The 22,288-nt window shown below is 75.0% G+C and carries 21 protein-coding genes; 10 read left to right on the top strand and 11 right to left on the bottom strand.

The genetic code is table 11. The features are described from left to right. Positions 1-29 precede the first annotated feature (29 nt). Positions 30-887, top strand: a complete 858-nt coding sequence (gene mltG, locus OO47_RS14990) for an endolytic transglycosylase MltG (RefSeq protein ID WP_030214151.1) — start codon at positions 30-32, stop codon at positions 885-887. 94 nt (positions 888-981) lie between these two features. On the opposite strand, the gene OO47_RS14985 is transcribed toward mltG, so the two are convergent. The 5 genes from OO47_RS14985 to OO47_RS14965 form a co-directional block, all read right to left on the bottom strand. Beyond that, positions 982-2,082 (bottom strand): NAD(P)-binding domain-containing protein, encoded by a 1,101-nt coding sequence (locus OO47_RS14985; RefSeq protein WP_030214149.1) that lies wholly within the window; start codon positions 2,080-2,082, stop codon positions 982-984. Positions 2,083-2,208: 126 nt separating this feature from the next. Further along, the gene (locus OO47_RS14980) at positions 2,209-3,420 is read right to left on the bottom strand and encodes an LLM class flavin-dependent oxidoreductase (RefSeq protein ID WP_030214146.1); all 1,212 of its coding nucleotides are present in this window, start codon (positions 3,418-3,420) and stop codon (positions 2,209-2,211) included. Beyond that, positions 3,420-4,451, bottom strand: a complete 1,032-nt coding sequence (locus OO47_RS14975) for an ABC transporter substrate-binding protein (protein WP_030214143.1) — start codon at positions 4,449-4,451, stop codon at positions 3,420-3,422. Before OO47_RS14975 ends, OO47_RS14980 begins: the two co-directional genes overlap by 1 nt. A 173-nt stretch (positions 4,452-4,624) precedes the next feature. Beyond that, on the bottom strand, positions 4,625-5,356 hold the full coding sequence (locus tag OO47_RS14970) for an ABC transporter ATP-binding protein (RefSeq protein ID WP_033209087.1): 732 nt from the start codon (positions 5,354-5,356) through the stop codon (positions 4,625-4,627). After that, positions 5,329-6,204: an ABC transporter permease gene (locus OO47_RS14965; RefSeq protein WP_033209084.1), complete on the bottom strand. Its 876-nt coding sequence runs from the start codon at positions 6,202-6,204 to the stop codon at positions 5,329-5,331. The genes OO47_RS14970 and OO47_RS14965 overlap by 28 nt, the downstream gene beginning before the upstream one ends. An 851-nt stretch (positions 6,205-7,055) precedes the next feature. Here OO47_RS14965 and OO47_RS14960 point away from each other — a divergent pair. Further along, positions 7,056-7,598 carry a nitrobindin family protein gene (locus tag OO47_RS14960; protein ID WP_030214136.1) on the top strand — a complete coding sequence of 181 codons (543 nt, stop codon included), beginning with the start codon at positions 7,056-7,058 and terminating at the stop codon, positions 7,596-7,598. A gap of 49 nt (positions 7,599-7,647) precedes the next feature. Beyond that, positions 7,648-9,786: a prolyl oligopeptidase family serine peptidase gene (locus OO47_RS14955; RefSeq protein WP_051716032.1), complete on the top strand. Its 2,139-nt coding sequence runs from the start codon at positions 7,648-7,650 to the stop codon at positions 9,784-9,786. Here OO47_RS14955 and OO47_RS14950 read toward each other — a convergent pair. After that, positions 9,680-10,666, bottom strand: coding sequence for a helix-turn-helix domain-containing protein (locus OO47_RS14950; RefSeq protein WP_030214130.1), 987 nt, complete (start codon positions 10,664-10,666; stop codon positions 9,680-9,682). The two genes, OO47_RS14955 and OO47_RS14950, sit on opposite strands and share 107 nt — an antisense overlap. Before the next feature lie 182 nt (positions 10,667-10,848). Between OO47_RS14950 and OO47_RS14945 the strand changes: the two genes are divergently transcribed. From OO47_RS14945 to OO47_RS14920, 6 genes are all read left to right on the top strand, one after another. After that, positions 10,849-12,261 carry an aminopeptidase P family protein gene (locus tag OO47_RS14945; protein WP_030214127.1) on the top strand — a complete coding sequence of 471 codons (1,413 nt, stop codon included), beginning with the start codon at positions 10,849-10,851 and terminating at the stop codon, positions 12,259-12,261. Positions 12,262-12,359: 98 nt separating this feature from the next. Next, on the top strand, positions 12,360-12,761 hold the full coding sequence (locus OO47_RS14940; protein ID WP_030214124.1) for a nuclear transport factor 2 family protein: 402 nt from the start codon (positions 12,360-12,362) through the stop codon (positions 12,759-12,761). A gap of 102 nt (positions 12,762-12,863) precedes the next feature. Then, a complete protein-coding gene (locus OO47_RS14935) occupies positions 12,864-13,244 on the top strand; it encodes an STAS domain-containing protein (RefSeq protein ID WP_051716030.1) in 381 nt (126 codons plus the stop codon). 265 nt (positions 13,245-13,509) lie between these two features. Continuing rightward, positions 13,510-14,184, top strand: a complete 675-nt coding sequence (locus OO47_RS14930; protein WP_078489667.1) for an isochorismatase family protein — start codon at positions 13,510-13,512, stop codon at positions 14,182-14,184. 161 nt (positions 14,185-14,345) lie between these two features. Continuing rightward, entirely contained in the window at positions 14,346-14,906 is a 561-nt protein-coding gene (locus OO47_RS14925) for a DUF2243 domain-containing protein (RefSeq protein WP_030214115.1), read from the top strand. Beyond that, positions 14,906-15,739 (top strand): cytochrome c oxidase assembly protein, encoded by an 834-nt coding sequence (locus OO47_RS14920; protein ID WP_030214110.1) that lies wholly within the window; start codon positions 14,906-14,908, stop codon positions 15,737-15,739. Before OO47_RS14925 ends, OO47_RS14920 begins: the two co-directional genes overlap by 1 nt. 54 nt (positions 15,740-15,793) lie before the next feature. On the opposite strand, the gene OO47_RS14915 is transcribed toward OO47_RS14920, so the two are convergent. Together OO47_RS14915 and OO47_RS14910 are read right to left on the bottom strand one after the other, a co-directional pair. Next, positions 15,794-16,597, bottom strand: coding sequence for a hypothetical protein (locus OO47_RS14915; protein ID WP_030214107.1), 804 nt, complete (start codon positions 16,595-16,597; stop codon positions 15,794-15,796). Positions 16,598-16,772: 175 nt separating this feature from the next. Beyond that, entirely contained in the window at positions 16,773-18,485 is a 1,713-nt protein-coding gene (locus tag OO47_RS14910; RefSeq protein ID WP_267883693.1) for a serine/threonine-protein kinase, read from the bottom strand. A gap of 325 nt (positions 18,486-18,810) precedes the next feature. On the opposite strand from OO47_RS14910, the gene OO47_RS14905 reads away from it, so the two are divergent. Next, complete coding sequence (locus OO47_RS14905) at positions 18,811-20,805, top strand: SpoIIE family protein phosphatase (protein WP_324606512.1); 1,995 nt, start codon at positions 18,811-18,813, stop codon at positions 20,803-20,805. Between the two features lie 37 nt (positions 20,806-20,842). Here OO47_RS14905 and OO47_RS14900 read toward each other — a convergent pair whose 3' ends face one another. The 3 genes from OO47_RS14900 to OO47_RS14890 form a co-directional block, all read right to left on the bottom strand. Then, the gene (locus tag OO47_RS14900) at positions 20,843-21,232 is read right to left on the bottom strand and encodes a TOBE domain-containing protein (protein ID WP_030214094.1); all 390 of its coding nucleotides are present in this window, start codon (positions 21,230-21,232) and stop codon (positions 20,843-20,845) included. An 82-nt stretch (positions 21,233-21,314) separates the two neighbouring features. Further along, positions 21,315-21,794: an Lrp/AsnC family transcriptional regulator gene (locus OO47_RS14895; protein ID WP_030214092.1), complete on the bottom strand. Its 480-nt coding sequence runs from the start codon at positions 21,792-21,794 to the stop codon at positions 21,315-21,317. Between the two features lie 110 nt (positions 21,795-21,904). Further along, a complete protein-coding gene (locus OO47_RS14890; protein WP_030214090.1) occupies positions 21,905-22,276 on the bottom strand; it encodes a DoxX family protein in 372 nt (123 codons plus the stop codon). Positions 22,277-22,288: the final 12 nt, after the last annotated feature.

Genomic DNA, 22,288 nt, shown 5'->3' with positions numbered 1-22,288 from the left:
TCCCGTACGGGCCGGGTTAGCGTGCGCCCATGACGTACCGGCCGACACCGTACGCACCCCCGCACCGCCCCCGTTCCCGTCTCACCCGCCGCGGGCGCCTGGTGCTCCTCCTCGGAGCCGCGCTCGCCGTGGCCGTCGCGGTCACCGCCACCCTGCTGCTCGTCCGCGACGAGCGTCCGGCCGCCGAGCGGCCCCGCCCCCTGCTGGTCCCGGAGGGCTGGCGCTCGGCCCAGGTCTACACGGCCGTCGACCGGGCGCTCGGACTGCCCGAGGGGGCCGCCCGGAAGGCCGCGACCGCCCCCGCCGCCCTCCCGCTGCCCGCCGAGGCCCGCGGCAACCCCGAGGGCTACCTCTTCCCCGCCACCTATCCGGTCCTCTCCACCACCGAACCGGAGGGCCTGCTGCGCTTCATGGTGGACACGGCCGGAAAGCGGTTCGGCACCGCGAGGGTCGCCGAGGGCGCCAGGGCCCACGGGATGAGCGTGTACGAGACGGTGATCGCGGCCAGCATCGTCCAGGCCGAGGCCGACAATCCGGACGACATGGCCAGGGTCGCCCGGGTCGTCCACAACCGGCTCGCCCGGGGCATGGCCCTCCAGATGGACTCGACCCTCAACTACGCCCTGGGCCGCAGCACCGTGGACACCACCCACGAGGACACCCGCTCCACGAGCCCGTACAACACCTACGCGCGCAAGGGCCTGCCGCCGACCCCCATCGGCAACCCGGGGGACCAGGCCCTGGACGCGGTGATCGACCCGGCGGACGGGGACTGGCTCTACTTCGTCACGGTCGCCCCGGGCGACACCCGCTTCACCGCCGACTACGCCTCCCACCGGGCGAACGTGGCCGAGTTCAACGCCAACCGGAGGACGGGGAGGACCTGAGCCGGTGGACCGGCCCGGGCGGGGAAGCTTCGGACCGGTGGGTCGGCCGGGCGGGGAGGCTTCGACCGGCGGACCGGCGGACCGGCGGGGCGGGTCAGCCCGCGGGAACGGCGGTCCGGTCCTGCTCCCGGTCCCGCTCCCGCTCGCGGCGCAGGAGCCGTCGGACGTCGGAGGCCGCCGCGCGCCCGGCCCGGTTGGCGCCGATGGTCGAGGCCGAGGGTCCGTAACCCACGAGGTGGACGCGCTCGTCCCGTACCGCGCGCGTGCCCTCCACCCGGATGCCGCCGCCCGGCTCCCGCAGCCGCAGCGGGGCCAGGTGGTCGATCGCCGCCCGGAAGCCGGTCGCCCACAGGATCACGTCCACGTCGACGTTCCGGCCGTCGTCCCAGGCCACCCCGGTCGGGGTGATCCGGTCGAACATCGGGAGCCGGTCCAGGACCCCCCGCGCGCGTGCCTCCCGGATCGCGTCGTTGAGGGGCAGACCGGTGACCGAGACGACGCTCTGCGGCGGCAGCCCCCGCCGTACCCGCTCCTCGACCAGCGCGACGGCCGCCCGCCCCTCCGCCTCGCCGAACGGCCCCTCGCGGAAGACGGGCTCGCGGCGGGTCACCCAGAACGTCTCGGCGGCGACCTCCGCGATCTCCATCAGGTGCTGGGTCCCCGAGGCCCCGCCGCCCACCACGAGCACCCGCTCGTCCGCGAACTCCTGCGGGCCCGGGTATCCGGCGGTGTGCAGCTGACGGCCCCGGAAGGTCTCCTGCCCCGGGTAGCGCGGCCAGAAGGGCCGGTCCCAGGTGCCGGTGGCGTTGATCAGGGCCCGGGTCGCGTAAGAGCCCTCCGAGGTCTCCACCCGCAGCCGCCCGTCCCCGGCCTCCCGGACGGCGGTCACGTCCACGGGCCGGTGGACCCGCAGGCCGAAGGTCCGCTCGTACGCGTCGAAGTAGCCACCGATCACCTCGGAGGAGGGGCGCGCGGGGTCCGCGCCGGTCAGCTCCATCCCGGGCAGCGCGTGCATGCCGTGGACCTTGCCGTACGTGAGGGAGGGCCACCGGAACTGCCAGGCGCCGCCCGGGCGCGGGGCGTGGTCCAGGACGACGAAGTCCCGGTCCGGCTCCAGGCCGGTGCGCCGCAGGTGGAAGGCGGCGGAGAGCCCCGCCTGTCCGGCGCCGACCACGACGACGTCCACCGCGCGCACGCTCCCGGCCGCCGCTTCGTCCCTCACGAAATCGTTCACGTTTCTACCAACCGGGGCGGGGGCGCGGATCTTCCCGCGCCCCCGCCCCGCCGGCGGCCCCCACCGGCCGCCGGCCGCCGCCGGTTCCTACCGGCCGCCCGGCACGAGCAGCGGGGCGCCGCCCGGGGCCGAGGCCGGGCGGCCGTTCGCCGCCGGGACGCCGAGGAGCGGAGGGGACGGGGGAGAGGGGAGGAGTCCGCGCGCGGCCAGCTCCGGCGTCACGCCCTCGCCGAACCAGTACGCCTCCTCCAGGTGCGGGTAGCCCGACAGCACGAAGTGCTCCACCCCGAGGTCGTGGTACTCCTCGATCCGGTCCGCGACGTCGGCGTGGCTGCCGACGAGCGCGGTCCCGGCCCCGCCCCGCACCAGGCCCACGCCCGCCCACAGGTTCGGCGAGATCTCAAGGCGGTCGCGGTCGAGCGCACCCCCCTGGTGCAGCGCCAGCATCCGCTGCTGGCCCACCGACTCGCTGCGGCCGAGGAGCTCCTGCGCGGCGGCGACCGTCTCGGCGTCGAGGTCGGACAGCAGCCGGTCGGCGGTCGCCCAGGCCTCGCGGGCCGAGTCCCGGGAGATGGTGTGCAGCCGGATGCCGAACCGGACCGTCCGGCCGCGCTCCTCCGCGAGCCGCCGGATCCAGTCGATCTTCTCCTTCACCTGCCACGGCGGCTCGCCCCACGTCAGGTACACGTCCGCGTGCTCCGCCGCCACCGGCCCGGCCGCCTCGGACGAGCCGCCGAAGAAGATCTCGGGCAGCGGGTCCGGCGGCAGGGCCGTGAGCCCGCCCTCGACGTGGAAGTGCTCGCCCTCGAAGTCGTACGGCCGCCCGCTCCACACGCCCCGCACCACCGACAGGAACTCGGCCGTGCGCGCGTACCGCCGGTCGTGGTCCAGGTGGTCGCCGAAGCGGCGCTGCTCGGCCGAGTCGCCGCCGGTCACCACGTTCAGGAGGAGCCGGCCCCGGGTGATCCGCTGGTACGTGGACGCCATCTGGGCCGCGAGCACCGGCGAGATCACCCCCGGCCGGAACGCCACCAGGAACTTCAGCCGCTCGGTGTGCTGGGCGAGCGCGACCGTGGTCAGCCAGGCGTCCTCGCACCACGTGCCGGTCGGGGTCAGCACCGCCTCGAAGCCCAGCTGCTCGGCCGCCTTGGCGATCTGGACCAGGTAGTCGATGTCGGGCGCGCGCACCCCGGACACGGTCCGGTTCCGGGTGATCCCGCCGTCCGTGTAGGCGTGCCGGTCGACGAGGGTCCGGCCGTCGCCGCCGGTCGGCAGGAACCAGTGCAGGTGGACGCTCATCAGGAGGCCTTTCCGTAGCTGCGCGCCGCGGTGGTCGACGGCGGCAGGTCCTTGTTGAAACGGGTGTCCACGTAGTCCGCGAAGCGGAACTTCCGCGGAATCAGCTTGAGTTCGGCGAAGGTGTCGGCGATCTGCTGCTCGGAGGCGATGGCCGCCCCGTCGAGGGCGACCGGGATGCGGGTGCCGTTGCTGCGCTTCACGGCGGCGAGCGCCACCTCGTACGGCAGGCCGGTCTCCTTCGCCCAGACCTTCGCCCACTCCTCGGGGTGCTCGAACACCCAGTCCTGGGCGCGGCGCAGCCGCTCGACGAAGTCGCCGATCGCCTTCGCCTTCTCCTGGTCGGCGAGCGCGGAGGGGGAGGCGACCTGGAAGCCCAGGCCGTTGACGAGCCCGCGTCCGTCGGTCAGGACCCGGCCCTTCCCGCCGAGCAGGACCTGGGAGGTGTACGGGTCCCAGACCGCCCAGGCGTCCACCTTGCCGGTGGTGAACGCGGCCAGGGCGTCGGCCGGCTGGAGCAGGGTGACCTGGACGTCGGACGGCTTCAGGCCGGCCTTCGCGAGGGAGGCGACGAGCTGGAAGTGGGCGGAGCTGCCCTGCGCGACGGCGACCTTCCTCCCCTTCAGGTCGCGCGCGGTGCGCAGCGGCGAGTCCTTCGGGACGAGGATCGCCTCGCCCGCCGAGTCGCCGTGGGTCGCGGCGATCACGGTGATCTTCGAGTCGGCGCCGGCGGCGAAGACGGGCGGGGTGTTGCCGACGGAGCCGATGTCGACGGCTTTCGCGTTCACCGCCTCCAGGAGGGGTGGACCGGAGGTGAACGTCGACCACGTGACGCGGTACGGCAGGTCGTCGAGCTCACCGGCGGCGCGCAGCAGGGCCTCGGCGCCGCCCTTCTGGTCGCCGACGTTCAGGACGAGGGAGCCCTTGCCGTCGGTGTTCGAGGCCTCGCCGGCCGCGGAGGCGCCGGAGCAGGCGGAGGCGAGCAGCGCCAGCGGCAGGAGCAGGGCGGCGAGGGACGGGCGGAAGGACTTCACGGTTTCCTCTCCTCGGGAGGTGCGTTCGGGCAGTCGGGGGTGGGTGCGGATGGTCGGGGCGCGTAGGGGGGGGTACGGGGGCGGATGTACGTACGGAGGTCGGGTGTACGTAGGGAAGCCGGGGGCGCGTACGGGGCCGGGTACGCGTACGGGGTCGGGGGCACGTGCCGGGGTCAGGCCGCCTTCTCCGCGACATCGCCCTCCTCCACGCCGAGTTCGGCGAGCAGGCAGGTGCGGAGCGCGGCCAGCGCGGGATCGCCGGGGGAGCGGGGCCGGTCCAGATCGACGGCGGTGTCGTACGCGATGACCCCGTCCCGCATCACCAGGGCGCGGTCCGCGAGCAGCAGCGCCTCGTCCACGTCGTGCGTGACGAGCAGGACCGTGCAGCCCCGCCGCTGCCACAGCTCGGCCACCAGGCGCTGCGCCTTGATCCTGGTGAGCGCGTCGAGCGCGCCGAACGGCTCGTCGAGCAGCAGCAGGTCCGGGTCCCGTACCAGCGCCCTCGCGAGGGAGGCGCGCTGGGCCTCGCCGCCGGAGAGGGTCTTCGGCCAGGCGCCCGAGCGCTCGCCGAGGCCCACCTCGGCCAGGGCCCTCTCCGCGACCTCCCGGTCCGGCTTGCCCGGCAGGCCGAGCAGTACGTTGCGCCAGACCCTCTTCCAGGGCATGAGGCGGGGCGCCTGGAAGGCGACGGCGCGGCGGCGCGGGACGAGCACGGTGCCGGATATCTCCCGGTCGAGCCCGGCCAGGACGCGCAGCAGCGTCGACTTGCCGCAGCCGCTGTGCCCGAGCAGCGCGGTGAACTGCCCGGCGTGGAGGGTCAGATCGAGCCCGTCGACCACGGGACGCCCGTCGAAGGAGCGGGTGAGGCCCTGAACGGTCACTGCCCGGTGAAGGTCGGTCGCCATTGCAGCAGCAGCCTTTCGAGAGTGCGGACGAGGGCGTCGGCGAGCAGGCCGAGGAAGGCGTAGACGACCAGGCAGACGACGATCACGTCCGTGCGGAAGAACTCCCGGGCCTGGTTCATGAGGAAGCCGATTCCGGCGTCGGCGTTGATCGACTCGCCGAAGACGAGCGCCAGCCAGGCGGTGGCGAGGGAGTACCGCAGTCCGGTCATGGCGCCGGGCAGCGCGCCCGGCAGGACGACGTGCCGGACCAGGCCCCACCGGCCGAGCCCCAGGGACTCGCCGGCCTCGACCAGTTGGGCGTCGACGCCCCGGATCCCGGCGTACACGTTCAGATAGAGGTGGAAGGCGACGCCCAGGGCGATGAGCGCGACCTTCGGGGCCTCCCCGATGCCCAGCCAGATGATGAACAGCGGGATGAGACCGACCCAGGGCACCGTCCGCAGCATCTGCACGGGGGCGTCGACCAGGTCCTCGCCGAGCCGCGAGAGCCCGGACACCAGGGCGAGGGTGATCCCCACCGCCCCGCCGAGCAGCAGCCCCACGGCGACCCGCCGCAGCGAGACCCCCATCGCGTGCGGCAGCGTGCCGTCCACGATCAGCTCGCCGGCCGCCCGCGCGATGGTCCCCGGCGAGGCGAGCACGTCCGCCGGCAGCACCCCCGCCGCACTCGACAGTTGCCAGAGGAGGAGCAGCAGCACCGGCCCGACGGCCCGTCGCAGCCAGCGGGGGACGGAGAAGCCGCGTCCCGGCCCCCGTGCGGGAGTGAGGGATTCGACCTTCGCATCGGGCAGAACCGATATGTCGGGCGCGGAAGGGGCCGTGGGAGGTGGGGCATGGTCGACCGTCATGACGGACTCCGGGGAAAGGGGGAAGGGAGGAAAGAGAGAAAAGGGAGGGGAGGGAAAGGGCGGCGGGGTACGCGTCGGCGTCCGTGGGCGCGGAGCGGCCGCGCACACGGCGATCAGGGCGTCAGGAGCACGAAGAACGCGTCGGAGGAAGCGAGAGGAACGCGGTCAGGAGTGCGAAGGGCGGTGAAAGGGCGTCAGCGGCCGCGACGACACGCGGCGGAGGCCACCCGCAGCAGGTCGATGTGACCGCACGTGGTGAGCAGGGCTGTACGCAACATGGCGCGAACGTAGCGGCCGCCTCGCGGCGGGTCAACGGTTGTCTCGGGGAGTGGACGCGCCGTCCCGAGGCCCGGAACGGGCTGTGTCCGTGCCCCGCGCCCGGCCCTCGCCCGAGCACGGCCCGGCGCCGATTGCGGCATTCGCGGCAGTCCGTCAACGGGATGAGTGCCGTCACCGGCGGCCACATCGCCTCGGGCCGCGGGCCCTTCGGCGCCCTCCACGGGCAGCCCGTCGGCGCCCTGTGGACGTCGGCGGACGGACGGGCCGGACGAGGAGGGCCGCCGCGAGAACGCGACCGTCGAGCTGCGGCGGGAGCCCTACGGCGCGATCCGGGTGACCGTGGCGGGCCGACCGCACAGAATCTTCCGCTCGGGAGGAGAGGCGGAGTCCCGCTGCGTCGTTCCGCACGGACGACCCCGCCGCCCCGCACCACCTCCGCGTGCCGCCCGCGCACGGCACCGGCCGCACGGGTTACGGTGCGCGGGCGATCCGCGCCCGGCCGTGGCGCCCCGCCGGCCTTCCGGCCGCCACCCGGCGCCCGTCACCGCCCACCCCTCCCAGGAGCACACCCCATGACCGACCGCGACCGGCAGCACCCCTACCCCGACGCCCTCCGCCCGGACGAGGGGCCCGCGCCGCACCCGCTGCTCGCGCCGGTCCTCGGGCTGCTGGGGGTCTGGAGGGGCCGGGGGCGGGGCGGGTACCCGTCGCTCGGTGAGGACTTCGCGTACGAGCAGGAGGTCGTCCTCAGCCACGACGGGCGGCCCTTCCTCCACTACGAGGCGCGCGCCTGGCTGGTCGACGGGGACGGGACCCCGCTGCGCCCCTCCGCGCGGGAGAGCGGCTGGTGGCGGCTCCAGCCGGAGGGGCGCGTCGAGGCGCTGATCACCCAGCCCACCGGCATCGCGGAGCTCTCCACCGGCCGCGCGGACGGCGGCACGGTCGACCTCGCCACCCATCAGGTCGCCCTGGCCCCCACCGCGAAGCAGGTCGACGCCACCCGCCGCCGCTACACCCTCGCCGACCCGGACACGCTCGACTTCGTCCACGACCTGGCGGCCGTCGGCCGGCCGCTCCAGCACCACCTGGGCGCGCGCCTCCACCGGACCGCCTGAGACCGGAGGCCCCCTTCGGCCGCGGACGCCGGTCCCGCACAATACGGAAATGAGCGATGACGACCCGTACCTGTGGCTGGAGGAAGTCTCCGGCGACGCCGCCCTCGCGTGGGTGGCCGACCGGAACGCCGAGACTGCGGAGGCCCTGGTCGCCGACCCCGGGTTCACCCCGCTGAAGGAGCGCCTGCGGGAGGTGCTCGACGCCTCGGACCGCATCCCGTACGCCGTCCGGCGCGGCGCGCACCTCTACAACTTCTGGCAGGACGCCGAGCACGTGCGCGGGGTGTGGCGGCGCACGACCCTGGAGCAGTACCGCAAGGACGAGCCCGAGTGGGAGGTCCTCCTCGACGTCGACGCGCTCGCCGCCGAGGAGGACGAGAAGTGGGTGTGGGGCGGGGCGTCCGTGCTCCGGCCCGACCACGACCGGGCCCTGGTGGAGCTGTCGCGGGACGGCGCCGACGCCGCGGTGGTCCGTGAATTCGACCTGAGAACGAGGGAGTTCGTCGAGGACGGCTTCCGGGTGCCGGAGGCGAAGACGCAGATCGACTGGATCGACGCCGACACCGTCTTCGTCGGCACGGACACCGGACCGGGCTCCCTGACCCACTCCGGCTACCCCCGCACGGTCCGCCGCTGGCGGCGCGGCACCCCCCTCGAAGAGGCCGCGACGGTCTTCGAGGCCGAGGCCGGGGACGTGTCCGCCTGGGGCTACCACGACGACACCCCCGGCTTCGAGCGGGACTTCGTCGGCCGCTCGCTGGACTTCTTCCGCGGCGAGACGTACCTCCTGGAGCCCGACGGGACCCCCGTACGGATCGACGTGCCCGACGACGCCTCCGCCTACGCGCACCGCCAACACCTGATCGTCACCCCGAGGTCCGCGTGGCTGGGGCAGCCGAGCGGCTCCCTCCTCGCGTTCGACTTCGACGCCTTCCTCGCGGGCGACCGCTCCTTCGAGGCCCTGTTCGTCCCCGACGAGCGGACCGCCCTCGCCGGGCACTCCTGGACCCGCCACCACCTGATCCTGGAGACGATGCGCGACGTCGGCACCCGCATCGAGGTCCTCACCCCGACCGACGAGGGCCCCTGGCGCCGCGAACCCCTCGTCGGCGTCCCGCCCCTCTCCGCGGTCGACGTCGTCGACACGGACCCGGACGTCTCCGACGAGTACTTCCTCGACGTGTCGGGGTTCCTCCAGCCCTCCACCCTCCACCGGGGGAGCGTCGGCGGGGACGCGGAGGTCCTCAAGCAGGCCCCGGACCGCTTCGACACGACCGGCCTGAGCGTCGCGCAGCACTTCGCGACCTCCCGGGACGGCACGCGCGTGCCGTACTTCGTCATCGGCCCCGACCACTCCGCCACCGGCCCCGGCCCCACCCTGCTCTACGGCTACGGCGGCTTCGAGGTCTCCCTCACCCCCTCCTACGACGCCGTACGCGGCCGGGCCTGGCTGGAGCGCGGCGGCACCCACGTCATCGCCAACATCCGGGGCGGCGGCGAGTACGGCCCCGCCTGGCACCAGGCCGCGCTCCGCGCCGAACGGCCGCGCGCCTTCGAGGACTTCGCGGCCGTCGCCGAGGACCTGGTCGCCCGGTGCATCACCACCCCGGACCGGCTCGGCGCGGTGGGCGGCAGCAACGGCGGCCTGCTCATGGGCGCGATGCTCACCCGGTACCCCGAGCTGTTCGGCGCGATCGTCGCCCAGGTGCCGCTCCTCGACATGACCCGCTTCCACAAGCTCCTCGCGGGCGCGTCCTGGATCGCCGAGTACGGCGACCCGGACGACGAGGCCGACCTGCCGCACCTGCGGGACCTCTCCCCGTACCACCGCATCGAGGCGGACCGCGCCTACCCGCCCGTCCTCCTGACGACCTCGACCCGCGACGACCGCGTCCACCCCGGCCACGCCCGCAAGACGGCAGCGCGGCTCCGGGAACTCGGCCACCCCGTCCTGTTCCACGAGAACACCGGCGGCGGCCACGCGGGCGCGGGGGACAACGAGCAGGCCGCCCACAACAGCGCCCTCCTGCACGCCTTCCTGTGGAAGAACCTCACGAAGGCGGACGGACCGGAGAGCGGCGTCACAACCACCCCGAGCGCTGCGCCTGGAGCGCCATCTGGAACCGGCTCGCGGCACCGAGCCGGGCCATCAGGACCTGGATCCGGCGGAAGAGCGTACGGCGGCTGATCCCCAGCTCCCGGGCGACGACGTCGTCGCCCGCCCCGGCCGCGAGCAGCCGGAGCAGCCGGCGGTCGGCGGGCAGCAGCCCCGCCGGCCGCACCGAGCGGCCGTGCAGGGGCAGCGCGCTCCGCCAGGTCTGCTCGAAGAGCGCCACGAGCGCCGAGAGCAGACCGCACGGCTGCACGACCAGCATGCTGTTGTGGACGTCGGCCTCCCGGATGGAGAGCGACACCAGCGCGTACGCCTCGTCGATGACCAGCAGCTTCACCGGCACCGACGGCAGCACCCGGGCCTGCTCGCCCGCCTCCACGCACGGCTCGATCGACTCCTCCAGCTGCCCCGGGTACTCCAGGGAAGCCTGCGAGTAGACGACCCGCTGCGTCACCCCGCGCGCCAGGGTCGCGAGGGCGTCGTCGGTGGCGCCCGGCAGCGGGAAGTACGGGGGCGAGTCCAGCTGCCGGATCTGCTCCCGCGCGCTGGCCCAGGCCTGCCGCATCCGGGGCCCGACCGCCTCCCCGGTCACCACCTCGACCAGGTCGTCGTGGTACGCCGCGAGCCGCTGCCGCCGGAACGCCTCGAACGCCCCGCCGACCGTGATCCGGGACTCGTCCAGCTCGGCCGCCCGGTGCCGGCCGAGGATCTCCAGACCGGCGGCCGGGGGCACGGGCGCCACCGGGTCCCCGCCGTCCCCGACCGCGCTCGCCAGGCCCGCGTCGACCAGCTCGCCGTACGCCGCCGCGAGCCCGCCGCCCGCCAGGCCGGCCGCCGCACCGATCGCCTCCAGCGGTGCGGGTCCGAGCTCCAGGAGGTGCGGATAGAGCCGCCGGGCCCCCTCCCCGATCCCCAGGAGCCGAAGCGCCTCACCGAGCTTCGCGTCGTTCGCCATGCCCGCATTATCGGCTCCCGCCGCGCCCCGCCGTGGCCGATCCGTGCCACTGGCGGACCCCGGCCACCGGCGGGCGCCGATCGCAGTACCGTCCGGGGGCCGCCGACGCCCGGCGGCCGTACCCCCCCCCGAAGAACCCGAAGAACTCGAAGAACCCGAAGGTTCGGAAGAAGGAGCAGGACGTGGCGAAGGGTCGCAAGAACGGTCTCTACGAAGGCGTCTCCGAGGAGCTTTCCGCCCTGATGAGGAGGGGGTGGGCGGACACCGAGCGGCACGGGCTCGAACCCGGCGAGCAGGCCCCCTACGCGGCCCGCCGCCGCGCCGCGCTCTCCGCCCTCTTCCCGGGCGAGCGCCTGGTCGTCCCCTCGGGCAACCTCACGTACCGCTCCAACGACGACGCCCACCCCTTCCGTCCGTACTCGGGCTACGTGCACCTGACCGGCGACCGGGCCCGCGACGGCGCCCTCGTCCTCGAACCCCGCGCGGACGGCGGCCACGACGCGTACTGCTACCAGCTTCCCCGCGACAGCCGGGAGGACGACGAGTTCTGGCTCGGCTACACGGCCGAGCTGTGGACGGGCCGCCGTCCCTCCCTCGCCGAGTCCGGCGCCGTCCTCGGACTGCCCTGCCGCGACGTCCGCACCGCCGCCGACGACCTGGCCGCCGGCTCCGGCGTCCCGACCCGGATCGTCCGGGGGGTCGACCCGGCCCTCGAAGCGGCCGTCACCACCGACGAGGAGCGCGACGAGGAGCTGGAGGAGGCGCTGAGCGGCCTCCGGCTCGTCAAGGACGCCTGGGAGATCGGCGAGTTGCGCAAGGCGGTCGACTCCACCGTGCGCGGCTTCACCGACTGCGTCGCGGAGCTCTCCCGCGCGGTCGCCTCCTCCGAGCGCTGGATCGAGGGCACCTTCTTCCGCCGCGCCCGCCTGGAGGGCAACTCCGTCGGCTACGGCTCGATCTGCGCCGCCGGCGAGCACGCCACGATCATGCACTGGACGGACAACGACGGCCCGGTGCGCCCCGGCGACCTGCTCCTCCTCGACGCCGGCGTGGAGACCCGCACCCTCTACACCGCCGACGTCACCCGCACCCTCCCGATCAGCGGCACCTTCACCCCCGTCCAGCGCCGGGTGTACGACGCCGTGTACGAGGCGCAGGAGGCCGGGATGGCCGCGGTGAGGCCGGGCGCGCCGTACCGCGCCTTCCACGAGGCGGCGCAGCGCAGCCTGACGGCCCGCCTGGTCGCATGGGGCTTCGTCGAGGGCCCGGTGGACCGCGCGTACGCCCTCGGGCTCCAGCGCCGCTTCACCATGGCCGGCACCGGCCACATGCTGGGCCTGGACGTCCACGACTGCGCGCGGGCGCGCACGGAGGAGTACGTCGACGGCGTCCTCGCGCCGGGCATGGTCCTGACCGTCGAGCCGGGCCTCTACTTCCAGCCCGACGACCTGACCGTGCCCGAGGAGTGGCGCGGCATCGGCGTCCGCATCGAGGACGACCTGCTCGTCACCGAGGACGGCCACGAGAACCTGTCGGCGGGCCTGCCGCGCTCGGCGGACGAGGTCGAGGCGTGGATGGCACGGGTGGCGGGCTGACGGCCCTCCCGGTTCCTCCCGGGGCCTCTGGACACGGCGCGCTCCCTACGGTTAGCTGCACTCGCACCTATTCAACTAGTTGCCTATGGAGTCGCGCCGTGCATCCGTTCCGCACCGCCGTGGAGAACCGCGACCTCGACGCCGTCGAGGCCCTGCTCGCCGAGGACGTCGTCTTCACCAGTCCCGTCGCCTTCGAGCCGTACCCCGGCAAGGCCCTCACCGCCGCGATCCTGCGCGGGGTCCTCCGCGTCCTCACCGACTTCCGGTACGTCCGCGAGATCGAGGGCGCGGACGGCCGCGACCACGCCCTCGTCTTCACCGCGAAGGTCGGGGACAAGGAGATCGACGGCTGCGACTTCCTCCACTTCGACGAGGAGGGGAGGATCGACGAGTTCACCGTCATGGTCCGCCCGCTCTCCGCCGCCCAGGCGCTCGCCGCCGCCATGGGCGCCCAGTTCGACCGCATCCAGGAGGAGGCCGCCGCGGGGAAGCAGGCCTGATATTCCCCGATTCGGGTGATTGCGTGACGGGCGAAACGTCCCCTCCGGGTAAGAGGTGGTCACGCTCTGTGTGACACGTGGAACCACCCCCTGGAGAGGTCGATGCAGCTGATCCCCCGTCAAGGCCGACATCTGGAAGCGCGTTCGTCCGGCGGGCACACCGTCGCCGCCCTCCGGGGCGAGCTCGACCTCGTCCTGGTGCGGCGCCTGCGCCCCGAACTCGACGTCCTCGCCCGGGAGTCCGACGCCCTGACCCTCGACATCCGGGGACTCACCTTCTGCGACGCCACCGGACTCGGCCTCCTCGTCCGCTGCGCCGAGCGCACGCGCGAACGGGGCGCGCGCTGGCGGCTCCTCTGCGACCAGCCGCGGATCCTCCGGCTCATCCGCCTGACCGCGCTCGGTGACCTCCTCCGCCCGGAGGCGGCCCCCGCCGAGGCGGCCTCCGGGGCCTCCGGGGCGCGAACCCGCCGGGCGGAATAGGCCGGGGTGCGGTCGCCGCGCGTCCGAAGTCCGGTCGACCACGCCCTCCCGCCCCGTGCCCGGCGTCACCGACGAGCCGGGCGAGACCGGTCCGTACGACGTGAAGGCCGGCGCGGCGCGGACCGTGGCGCCGTTCCGGTCCATGCCGCACGCGCAGGTGCACGCGCGGTGCGACCGGCTCCCGGGGGCGGAACTCCTCTCGGAGGCGCGCCGGCCCGGACGAAATCCCGTAGCGACACGGGCGGGCGGGGGCGAGGATGACGGGATGACCGACAGCGCGCAGCCCGTGGCGGCCCCGCCCGCCGACGCCTCGCCCGTGGCGGCCCCGCCCGCCGACGCCTCGTCCGTGGAGCCCCCGCCCGTCGACGCCCTGATCGTCGTGGACGTGCAGGCGGCGTTCGTCACCGGAGACGGGGCCGTGCCCGACGCGGACCGGCTCGTCGACCGGACGACGGACCTGATCGCCCGGGCCCGGCGTGCCGGAGCGCTCGTCGTCCACCTCCAGAACGACGGTCCGCCCGGCTCGGAGGACGAACCCGGCACCCCCGGATGGGAGTTGCACCACCACGTGGTGCCCGGTCCCCGGGAGCTGGTGATCCGCAAGCCCGAGGACGACGGCTTCCGGCGGACGCCGCTGGGCCGCGTCCTCGCCGACGCGGGGGTGCGGGCGGTCGCCGTCTGCGGGGTGATGTCGGAGATGTGCGTGCGGGCGACGGCCCGTACGGCCCTGGAGCGCGACTACCGGGTCGTCGTGCCCCACGACGCGCACGCCACCCAGGACGTCCCGGCGGTGCCGGGGATCGCCGACGCGGTGCCGGCCGCGGTGGTCTCACGGGTGGCGGCCTACTCCCTCGGCAGCGACGCGGAGGTCACCGTACCGGCCGCCGGGGTCGCGTTCACGGCCCCGGGGAAGGCGCTCACGGGCCCCGGGGAGGCCTGACCGCCCGGGGCCCGTGAGCGGCTTCCCCCGCGAAACCGGCCGGCACGTGACCGTACGGTCTGGGCCAAGTGGAGGACGCGCGCGCGTGAGCGCCGTGAAGAGGGGAACGTGCGACTGAGGCATCTTCCGGCAGAACCCGTCACCAGGAGCGGAGACGAGCCATGGTCACCACGAGGGGCGAGGCCCGAGCCGGCACGACACCGCCGGCGAGCATCCGGTTGCCGGGCATCGTGCTCGGCGTGGGCATGGGCGGCTTCGTCGACGGCATCCTGCTGCACCAGTTGCTGCAGTGGCACCACATGCTCTCCAGCACCAACGAGGACCGCATCGGGGTGAAGTACTACAACCCCCACACCGTCTCCGGCCTGGAGATGAACACCCTGTGGGACGGCATCTTCCACACCGTCTGCTGGCTCGCGGTCCTCCTCGGCCTGGCCGTCCTGTACGCACGCGTCACCCACAACCGGCTGCGGGTGTGGACCTCCCGGGTGCTGTGGGGATGGATGCTCGTCGGCTGGGGCCTGTTCAACCTCGTCGAAGGCGTCCTGGACCACCACATCCTGGGCATCCACCACGTCCACGCGGGAGACGGCCAGGTCTGGTGGGACATCGGCTTCCTCGTCCTGGGCGCCCTGCTGGTCGCCGGCGGCCACCTCCTCCAGCGCAGCGGCCGGCCCCTCGACCCCGACGCCCCCGCCGGGAGCGAGGGCCGGCGCACCTGATGGAACACCACACGCACGATCGTGGGCACGACGCGGGCAGCGGCCTGGAGTGGCTGCTGCCCGCGCTCGTCCTGTCGGCCACTGCCGTCGCCTACCTCCTGCTCGTACGCCGGGCCCGTCGCCGCAACCCCGTCCGGGGCTGGAGCCGGTGGCGGACCGGATGGTTCCTGGGCGGGATCCTCCTGCTCGCCGTGGCGCTGCTGCCGCCCGTGGCCCCGTTCGCGCACGAGGACTTCCGCGGCCACATGGTCCAGCACATGCTCATCGGCATGTACGCGCCCCTCGCGCTCGTCCTCGCCGCCCCCGTCACCCTCCTGCTGCGCACCCTGCCCGCGGCCCGGGGACGGCAGCTGACCGCCGTACTGCACAGCCCGCCCGCCCGTGCGGTCTCCCGTCCCGCGGTCGCGCTGGCACTGTCCACCGGCAGCCTCGCGGTCCTCTACTTCACCCCCCTCTACAACACGACCGTGAGCACTCCGGCGGCCCACTGGCTGCTGCACGCGCACTTCCTGCTGTCCGGATGCCTGTTCGCCCACGTCATCGCCGGCCCCGACCCCGCCCCCGCCCGGCCCGGAGTGCGCGTCCGACTGGTCTGCCTCGGTATCGCCATCGCGGCCCACGCGATCATCTCCCAGCTGATGTACGGCGGCTTCTGGGTCGACATCCACGCCCCCGTCCCCCAGGTCCGGGCGGGCGCGGAGATCATGTACTACGGCGGCGACGTCGCCGAGCTGCTGCTGGCCGCCGCCCTGGTCTCCACCTGGCGCCCCGAGAACCGGCGTGCCGAGCGCCGCGAAGCCGCCGCACCCCGCGAGACCACGGCCCACGCCTGACACCGAGCGGACGCCACCTCGTCCGCATCCCCCGGCGGCCCCCTCCGGACGTCGTCAGCACGCCCCGAACGACCAGAAGACGCCCACCTCGTCGTCGCTCACCGCGATCACGCCCAGGTCCTCGAAGAAGTACAGGCCGTCGAGGCCCTCCGAGGTCAGGAACCCGTGCGTCCGCGTGCCCTGAAGGCCCGCCGCCAGGAAGTCAGGGGCCGGGTCGGTCGCGGCGGCCGTCGCGTCGGTCCGGTAGCGCGCCGCGGGTCCGTACCGTTCGAGCAGGGTACGGGCGTCCGCCGGCAGGGCGTCCCGGTTCGGGCGGGAGCGGACGGGGGCGGTCTCCCCCTGCCACTCCTCGGCCATGACGGCGAGCGCGGCGACCGCCTCCTCCGTCTCCAGGGGGTGGAGGCGGCCCGGCGTCTCCGACGGGGCCGGGGGATCGAAGGGGTACGAGGGCAGCGCGCGGCGGACGCCGTTGAAGCGGTCCCCGTCCACGTGGGTCCAGCCCCGGGGGTCGGGGACCGACCGGCACATCACGGCGTGGACGTCGTACGCCCGGTCCTCGTGCCGCCGGGGGCCGGTGGCCGCGAAGGCGTACGGGTCCTCGAACAGCCGCAGCGCCGCCGCGTTCCACGGGCAGCGGCGGCCGCGGAACTCCATGAGCGGGGTGCCGACGTGGCGGACGAAGTCGTCCGCCGGCTCGCGGGGTATCCGCCGGAGCCGGTCCAGGACCCGGCGGACGGGTTCGCCGCCCTCCTCGACCACGGGGACGTCCGGGCCCTGCGGGAGGTCCCTCCCGTCCCAGAGCGCCTCCAGGAGCGCGTCCGTCAGGTCCAGGGCGGTCCGGTCGGCAGGCAGGGGCATCGCGCCACCCCATCCGCCCCGTCCCCGCCGACCGGGGCCGGCCGGGCGTCCCGCGCCCGCAGCGCCGGGACGGCCTCCCCGATCGGGTGCCTGCCGGCGGAACGGGCCGTCACCGAGCGGACCCGGGCCTTCAGGCCCCTGACGACCGGCCGCCGGCCCCGGGGTCCTCCGGCCGTCAGTCCTCGCGGGGGTGGACGGCGGTCACCCGTCCCTTCGCGTCGGCCGCCAGATAGGCGGACCCGTACGTGTCGGAGAGGTAGACGCTCATCTCGGGATCGCTCTTCGTGAGGGTCGAGGCCGGGCTGACGACCAGGTAGCGGTTGACGGGCTCCTTCACCCCCAGCTCCTTCTCGGCCCGCTTCAGGAGCGTCGGCAGGGCGTCCCACGCGAAGGTGTCCAGGTCGACCGGGACCGAGCCCGGGAAGGCGGTGCCGCCGGGGCCCTCCCGGACGGCCACGTCCCCGCCCCGGTACATGTACCGGTCGTACCGCGTCGTGCTGCCCTCGACCATCGCCTCGGCCGTCGCGTACTCCGGGTACACGACGAACCTGCTGACCTTGGCGCCGCCCGAGGCCTTCTCGACGGCGGCGACGGCGGTGCGGACCCCGGCGGGCGTCAGCAGGTCGAGCTTCCCGGCGGTCGCCTCCACCGCGGGCTCCTTCGAGGGCGCCCCGGTGGACGCCGCGGATCCCGGGGGCCGCTGCGCGCCCGGGCCCTGCTGCGAGGGGGCGGCGGTCGGCCCGTCGTCCCGCCCGTCCGCGCCCCGGTCCCAGTTCACGGCGGCGACGGGTATCCCCACCGCCAGGACCGCCGCCACGGCGGCCGCCACGACGATCCGGCGTCCGCGCCGCCCGGGGGCGCCGCCCGCCACCGGCGCGGTCGCGGGCGGCGCGCCGGTGAAGCCGGCCGGACCGCCCGCCACCGGAACCCCCGCCGGCCCCGCCGGACCGCCCGCCGCCGGCGGCGCGAGCCGGAACGACGTCGTCCCCCCGGAGTCCGCGCCGCCGGTCTCCGGCGCCCCGAACCCCGGCACCCGGTCCCGTACCGTCCCGCCGTCCCCCTGCGCTCCCGGCGCGACGGCCGCCAGCGCCCGGTCCACCTCCTCCGCGTCCGGGCGCGTCGCCGGGTCCCGCACGAGCAGCCGGGTCAGGACGCCGGTCAGCGCGCCCGCCCGGACCGGGGGCGGCACGTCGTCGGAGATGACCGCCGCCAGGGTCGCCAGGGTGTTCTCCCGGCGCAGCGGGTGGTGGCCCTCCACCGCCACGTACAGAAGCATGGCCAGCGACCACAGGTCGGCCGCCGGGCCGCTCGCGCCGCCCCGGATCCGCTCGGGCGCCATGTAGTCCGGCGAGCCGATGATCGAGCCCGAGGCGGTCAGGGCGGTGGACTCGCGGATCGCCGCGATGCCGAAGTCGGTGAGGACCGGCCGCCCGTCGGGCCGCAGCAGGACGTTGGCGGGCTTCACGTCGCGGTGCTCGATGCCCAGGCCGTGGGCGGCGCGCAGCGCCGAGAGCAGCTCGCGGCCGAGGACGGCGGCCTCGGTGGGGGCCATCGTGCCCCGGTCCAGGCGGTCCTGGAGGGAGCCGCCGGTGACCAGCTCCATCACGAGCCACGGGTAGGTGCCCTCGCCCGCGTCCACGATGTGATGGATCGTCACCACGTTGGGGTGGTCGATCCGGGCCAGGGCGCGGGCCTCCCGCAGCACCCGCGCGCGCAGGGTCCGGGCGCCCTCGGTGTCGTACTCGGCCATCGCCGGGTCCGGCGGGCGCACCTCCTTGAGCGCCACGTCGCGGTGGAGGGCCAGGTCCCGGGCGCGCCACACCGTCCCCATGCCGCCCCCGCCCAGCCGCTCCACCAGCTCGAAACGGCCGTCGATCACTCTGCTCACGCCCACCCCTGTACTCGGGTCGTTCCCTGGTCCTCGGAGCGGCGCCGGCCCCCCGGCCGGTCCGCCGCCCGCTTCGCCGGTCCGCCCGGAGGCGTCCGTGCAGATCTTCGCCGCTCCCGGCCGCACCTGTCACGTCCGGCCCCCCACCGGCCCGGGACATCGAACGGCCGCCTGCGCAGCGCCCGCCGCCAATGTCTCGGTTAGGGTGATCCGGTAGGGATCGTGCCCCCCGGGGCCGGCCGAGGCGTAGGGCGATGCGTTGGAGACTCACCAGTCGTCGAGCAGGGTCCCGCAGCCGCCCCGGGCGGCCGTGGGGGACGCCGGCGTGCTCCGTGAGCTGCTGCCGATCGCCCTCTGGCGGGAGGACGCCGACGGCCGCATCGTCGAGTGGTCCCTCGCCGCCCAGGACCTCCTCGGCCACCGCCCCGAGCACGTGCTCGGACGGCTCGCCACCCCGCTCCTGGTCCCCGACGCCAACCGGGAGCTCGCCGACCGGCTCACCCTCCGCGTCCAGGCGGGCGAGACCATCATGGGCACGCTGCCCGTCCGCCACCGCGACGGCCACACGGTCGCCATGGAGATGTGGATCGTGCCGGCCGTCGACCCGGAGGGGCGGACGGGGGCGATGCTCATCGCCGTGGAGACCTCCGAGGTCCTGCGGATGCGCGAGAACCTGGCGGCGATGGAGAGCCTCTTCACGCAGTCGCCCATCGGCCTCGCCCTGCTCGGCCCCGACCTGCGCTTCCTGCGCGTCAACGACGCCCTGGCCCGGATGAACGGCGTCCCGGCCGCCGAGCACGTCGGCCGGCGCCTCACCGAGGTCGTGCCCGGCGTCAACGCCGACTCGCTCGAAGCCCTGATGCGCCGGGTCCTCGACAGCGGCACCGCCGTCGTCGACGCGCGCCGGGTCGGCCGCACCCCCGCAGACCCGGACCGCGACCGCTTCTGGTCCTGCTCGTACGCCCCGCTCCTCGACCGCGCCGACCGCCGGCCCCTGGGGCTCATCGCCTCCCTCGTCGACATCACCGAGAGCCAGGAGGCGCACGACGAGATCGAGCGGGCCCGCCGTCGCTTCGCCCTGCTCTCGGAGGCCGGCGCCCGGATCGGCACCACCCTGGACCTCGTGCGGACGGCGGAGGAGGCCGTCCGCTTCCTCGTCCCCCAGCTCGCCGACTCCGCCGACGTGCAGATGCTGGAGTCGGTCCTCGCGCCGGACGAGTCGGCCGCCTCCACCCGGGGCGTCCTGCGGCGGCTCGCCGCCCGCTTCCCCGAACCGGCCGCCCCCACGTCCCAGCTGGCACCGGGGCAGACCTTCCAGATCCCGCTGGACTCCGCGTACGAGCGGGCCGTCGCCCAGGGGCGGCCCACCGACCTCTACACGTCCGACCTGCCGGCCCTCTTCGGCGGCCCGCGCGCCGAGCCGCTGCGCACCTACTTCGCCGCCCGCATCGGCTCGGCGCGACTCGTCCCCCTCGTGGCCCGGGGCAAGGTCCTCGGCACGATCACGGTGACCCGGCTGCGCGACCGCGAGCCCTTCGACGCCCAGGACCGGGTCCTCATCGACGAGGTCGTGGCCCGCGCCGCCCTCAACATCGACAACGCCCGCCTCTACACCACCCAGCGGGAAGCCGCCCTCACCCTCCGGCGCTCCCTCACCAACAACGCGCTCCCCGCCGTCACCGGCCTCGAACTCACCGGCCGCTACCTGCCCGCGAGCGCCCACGACGTCGGCGGCGACTGGTACGACGCCATCGCCCTGCCGGGCGGCAGGACCGGGCTCGTCATCGGCGACGTCATGGGCCACGGCATCCACGCGGCGGCCGTCATGGGCCAACTGCGCACCGCCGTCCGCACCCTGGCCCGCCACGACATCCCGCCGGCCCGGATGCTCCGCTCCCTCGACGCGGTCGTGGCCGACCTGGGCGAGGACGAGATGGCGACCTGCGTCTACGCGGTCCACGACCCGGCCGCCGGCCGCTGGACGATCGCCCGCGCGGGGCACCCGCCCCCGGTCGTCGCGACCCCGGACGGGGCCGTCGGCTTCCTCGACGGGCCGCCGGGCACCCCGCTGGGCACGGGGGCCCACGACTTCGGCACGGAGGAGGTCGAGCTGACCGCGGGCGGGCTGCTCGTCCTCTACACGGACGGCCTGGTCGAGGCCCGCGACCGGGACCTCGACCAGGGGATGGGGCAGCTCGCCCACGCGCTCCGCCCCCTGGACCGGCCCCTGGACACGCTGTGCGACGAGGTCCTCGCCCGGCTGCTCGGGGGATCGGCCCAGGACGACGTGGCGATCCTGGTCGCCCGGAGCCTCCGCTGAGCCCGCCGGTCCCCGGCCCGTACGCGGTCGGGCCGGGTCAGGGCACGTCGACGTGCACGCTGGTCGACTTCACGCGGGCGGTGGCCCGCATGCCGACTTCTAGTCCCAGTTCCTCCACGGCCTCCCGGGTGAGGAGCGAGACGAGCCGGTGCGGACCGGCCTGGATCTCGACCTGGGCCGCGACGTCACCGAGCTTGACGGCGGTCACGATCCCGGGGAACGCGTTGCGCGCCGAGGTGTACGACGTGTCGTCGCCGTCGCCCTGCCCGACCTCGACGGAGAAGGCGGCGAGGTCGCGGCCGTCGATGAGCCGCCGGCCGTTCTCGTCGCGGTGGGTGGTGACCCGGCCCGCGTCGGCCCAGCGGCGCGCCGTGTCGGGGCTGACGCCCAGCAGACGCGCGGCCTGCCCGATGGTGTAGGACTGCATGCGCGCAAGATTAGGCGGCCTCAGGTCGCACATGCAAGGAAATAGCGGCTGATCCAGCCGCATGAGCAACCCTGGTGGGGGTTCAGGGAGTGCCCGGTCCCCGCCCGACCGCCTCGACCAGCGGCAGCAGTCGGTGGGGCACCCGCTCGCGCAGTGCGATCTCGGTCCGGGTGCGGACCACCCCGGGCAACCGGATCAGCCGCTGGATGACGTCCTCCAGGTGTCCGGCGTCCCGCGCCACCACCCGGGTCAGCAGGTCGCCGCCGCCGGTGATCGAGAAGGCCTCCACGATCTCCGGCACGGACGCGAGGGCGTCCCCGACCTCGTCCAGGTGCCCCTGGGTCACCTCGACGTGCACGAAGGCCAGCACCGGGTGGCCGAGGGCGGCGGGGGAGAGGACCGGTCCGGTCGCCGTGATCACGCCGTCCCGCTCCAGGCGGTCGATCCGGGCCTGTACGGTGCCCCGCGCCACGCCCAGGATCCGCGCGTACTCGCGCACGCTCGTCCTCGGCTGCTCGATCAGCAGTCGCAGGATCCGGGTGTCGAGCTCGTCCACCGCCATGCCCCGCCGGCCTCCTTCGGTCCCGCCTGCCCGGGGCCGACTCTACGCTCCCCGGCCTCCCGCGCCCCGCTTCCCCCGGGTCGGCGCCCCGCGCCCCGTCCCCTCGGTCCTCAGTCCTCCGCGCGGGCCGCGTGCCCGGCCCAGAGGATCAGGGGGAGCTGGAGGGGGAGGCGGCCGTAGGCGACGGCCCTGGCCGCCGCGGAGCGGTGGCGCCAGTCGTACGCCATCTTCACGTTGGCCGGGAAGACGGCGGCGAGGAAGAGGGCGGTCGCGCGGGCGCTCGCCCGGCGCGTGCCCGGCACCGCGAGACCGGCGGCGAGCGCCAGCTCGGCGACCCCGCTGACCCGCGTCCACGTCCGCGGGCTGCCCGGCAGGGCGCGCGGCACGATCGAGTCGAACGGCTTCGGGGCGAGGAAGTGGGTGGCGCCCGCGGCGGCCATCAGGCCGGCGAGAGCGAGGGCGGAGTGTGCGGGCCGGGGCATGGGGGTCCTCCG

The organism is Streptomyces bikiniensis (assembly GCF_000716625.1).
Taxonomy (GTDB): Bacteria; Actinomycetota; Actinomycetes; order Streptomycetales; family Streptomycetaceae; genus Streptomyces; species Streptomyces bikiniensis.
Note: the sequence above shows the minus strand (reverse complement) of the source record. Positions and strands in the feature narration are given on the sequence as shown.

What these genes read in the sequence shown, in the direction of transcription:
- OO47_RS14895 (WP_030214092.1), bottom strand. Translation starts at nt 21,794, where the DNA reads ATGGCGGTGGACGAGCTCGACACCCGGATCCTGCGACTGCTGATCGAG.
- OO47_RS14925 (WP_030214115.1), top strand. Translation starts at nt 14,346, where the DNA reads ATGGTCACCACGAGGGGCGAGGCCCGAGCCGGCACGACACCGCCGGCG.
- OO47_RS14955 (WP_051716032.1), top strand. Translation starts at nt 7,648, where the DNA reads ATGAGCGATGACGACCCGTACCTGTGGCTGGAGGAAGTCTCCGGCGAC.
- OO47_RS14890 (WP_030214090.1), bottom strand. Translation starts at nt 22,276, where the DNA reads ATGCCCCGGCCCGCACACTCCGCCCTCGCTCTCGCCGGCCTGATGGCC.
- OO47_RS14960 (WP_030214136.1), top strand. Translation starts at nt 7,056, where the DNA reads ATGACCGACCGCGACCGGCAGCACCCCTACCCCGACGCCCTCCGCCCG.
- mltG (WP_030214151.1), top strand. Translation starts at nt 30, where the DNA reads ATGACGTACCGGCCGACACCGTACGCACCCCCGCACCGCCCCCGTTCC.
- OO47_RS14930 (WP_078489667.1), top strand. Translation starts at nt 13,510, where the DNA reads ATGACCGACAGCGCGCAGCCCGTGGCGGCCCCGCCCGCCGACGCCTCG.
- OO47_RS14950 (WP_030214130.1), bottom strand. Translation starts at nt 10,666, where the DNA reads ATGGCGAACGACGCGAAGCTCGGTGAGGCGCTTCGGCTCCTGGGGATC.
- OO47_RS14980 (WP_030214146.1), bottom strand. Translation starts at nt 3,420, where the DNA reads ATGAGCGTCCACCTGCACTGGTTCCTGCCGACCGGCGGCGACGGCCGG.
- OO47_RS14915 (WP_030214107.1), bottom strand. Translation starts at nt 16,597, where the DNA reads ATGCCCCTGCCTGCCGACCGGACCGCCCTGGACCTGACGGACGCGCTC.
- OO47_RS14935 (WP_051716030.1), top strand. Translation starts at nt 12,864, where the DNA reads ATGCAGCTGATCCCCCGTCAAGGCCGACATCTGGAAGCGCGTTCGTCC.
- OO47_RS14970 (WP_033209087.1), bottom strand. Translation starts at nt 5,356, where the DNA reads ATGGCGACCGACCTTCACCGGGCAGTGACCGTTCAGGGCCTCACCCGC.
- OO47_RS14965 (WP_033209084.1), bottom strand. Translation starts at nt 6,204, where the DNA reads ATGACGGTCGACCATGCCCCACCTCCCACGGCCCCTTCCGCGCCCGAC.
- OO47_RS14900 (WP_030214094.1), bottom strand. Translation starts at nt 21,232, where the DNA reads ATGCAGTCCTACACCATCGGGCAGGCCGCGCGTCTGCTGGGCGTCAGC.
- OO47_RS14920 (WP_030214110.1), top strand. Translation starts at nt 14,906, where the DNA reads ATGGAACACCACACGCACGATCGTGGGCACGACGCGGGCAGCGGCCTG.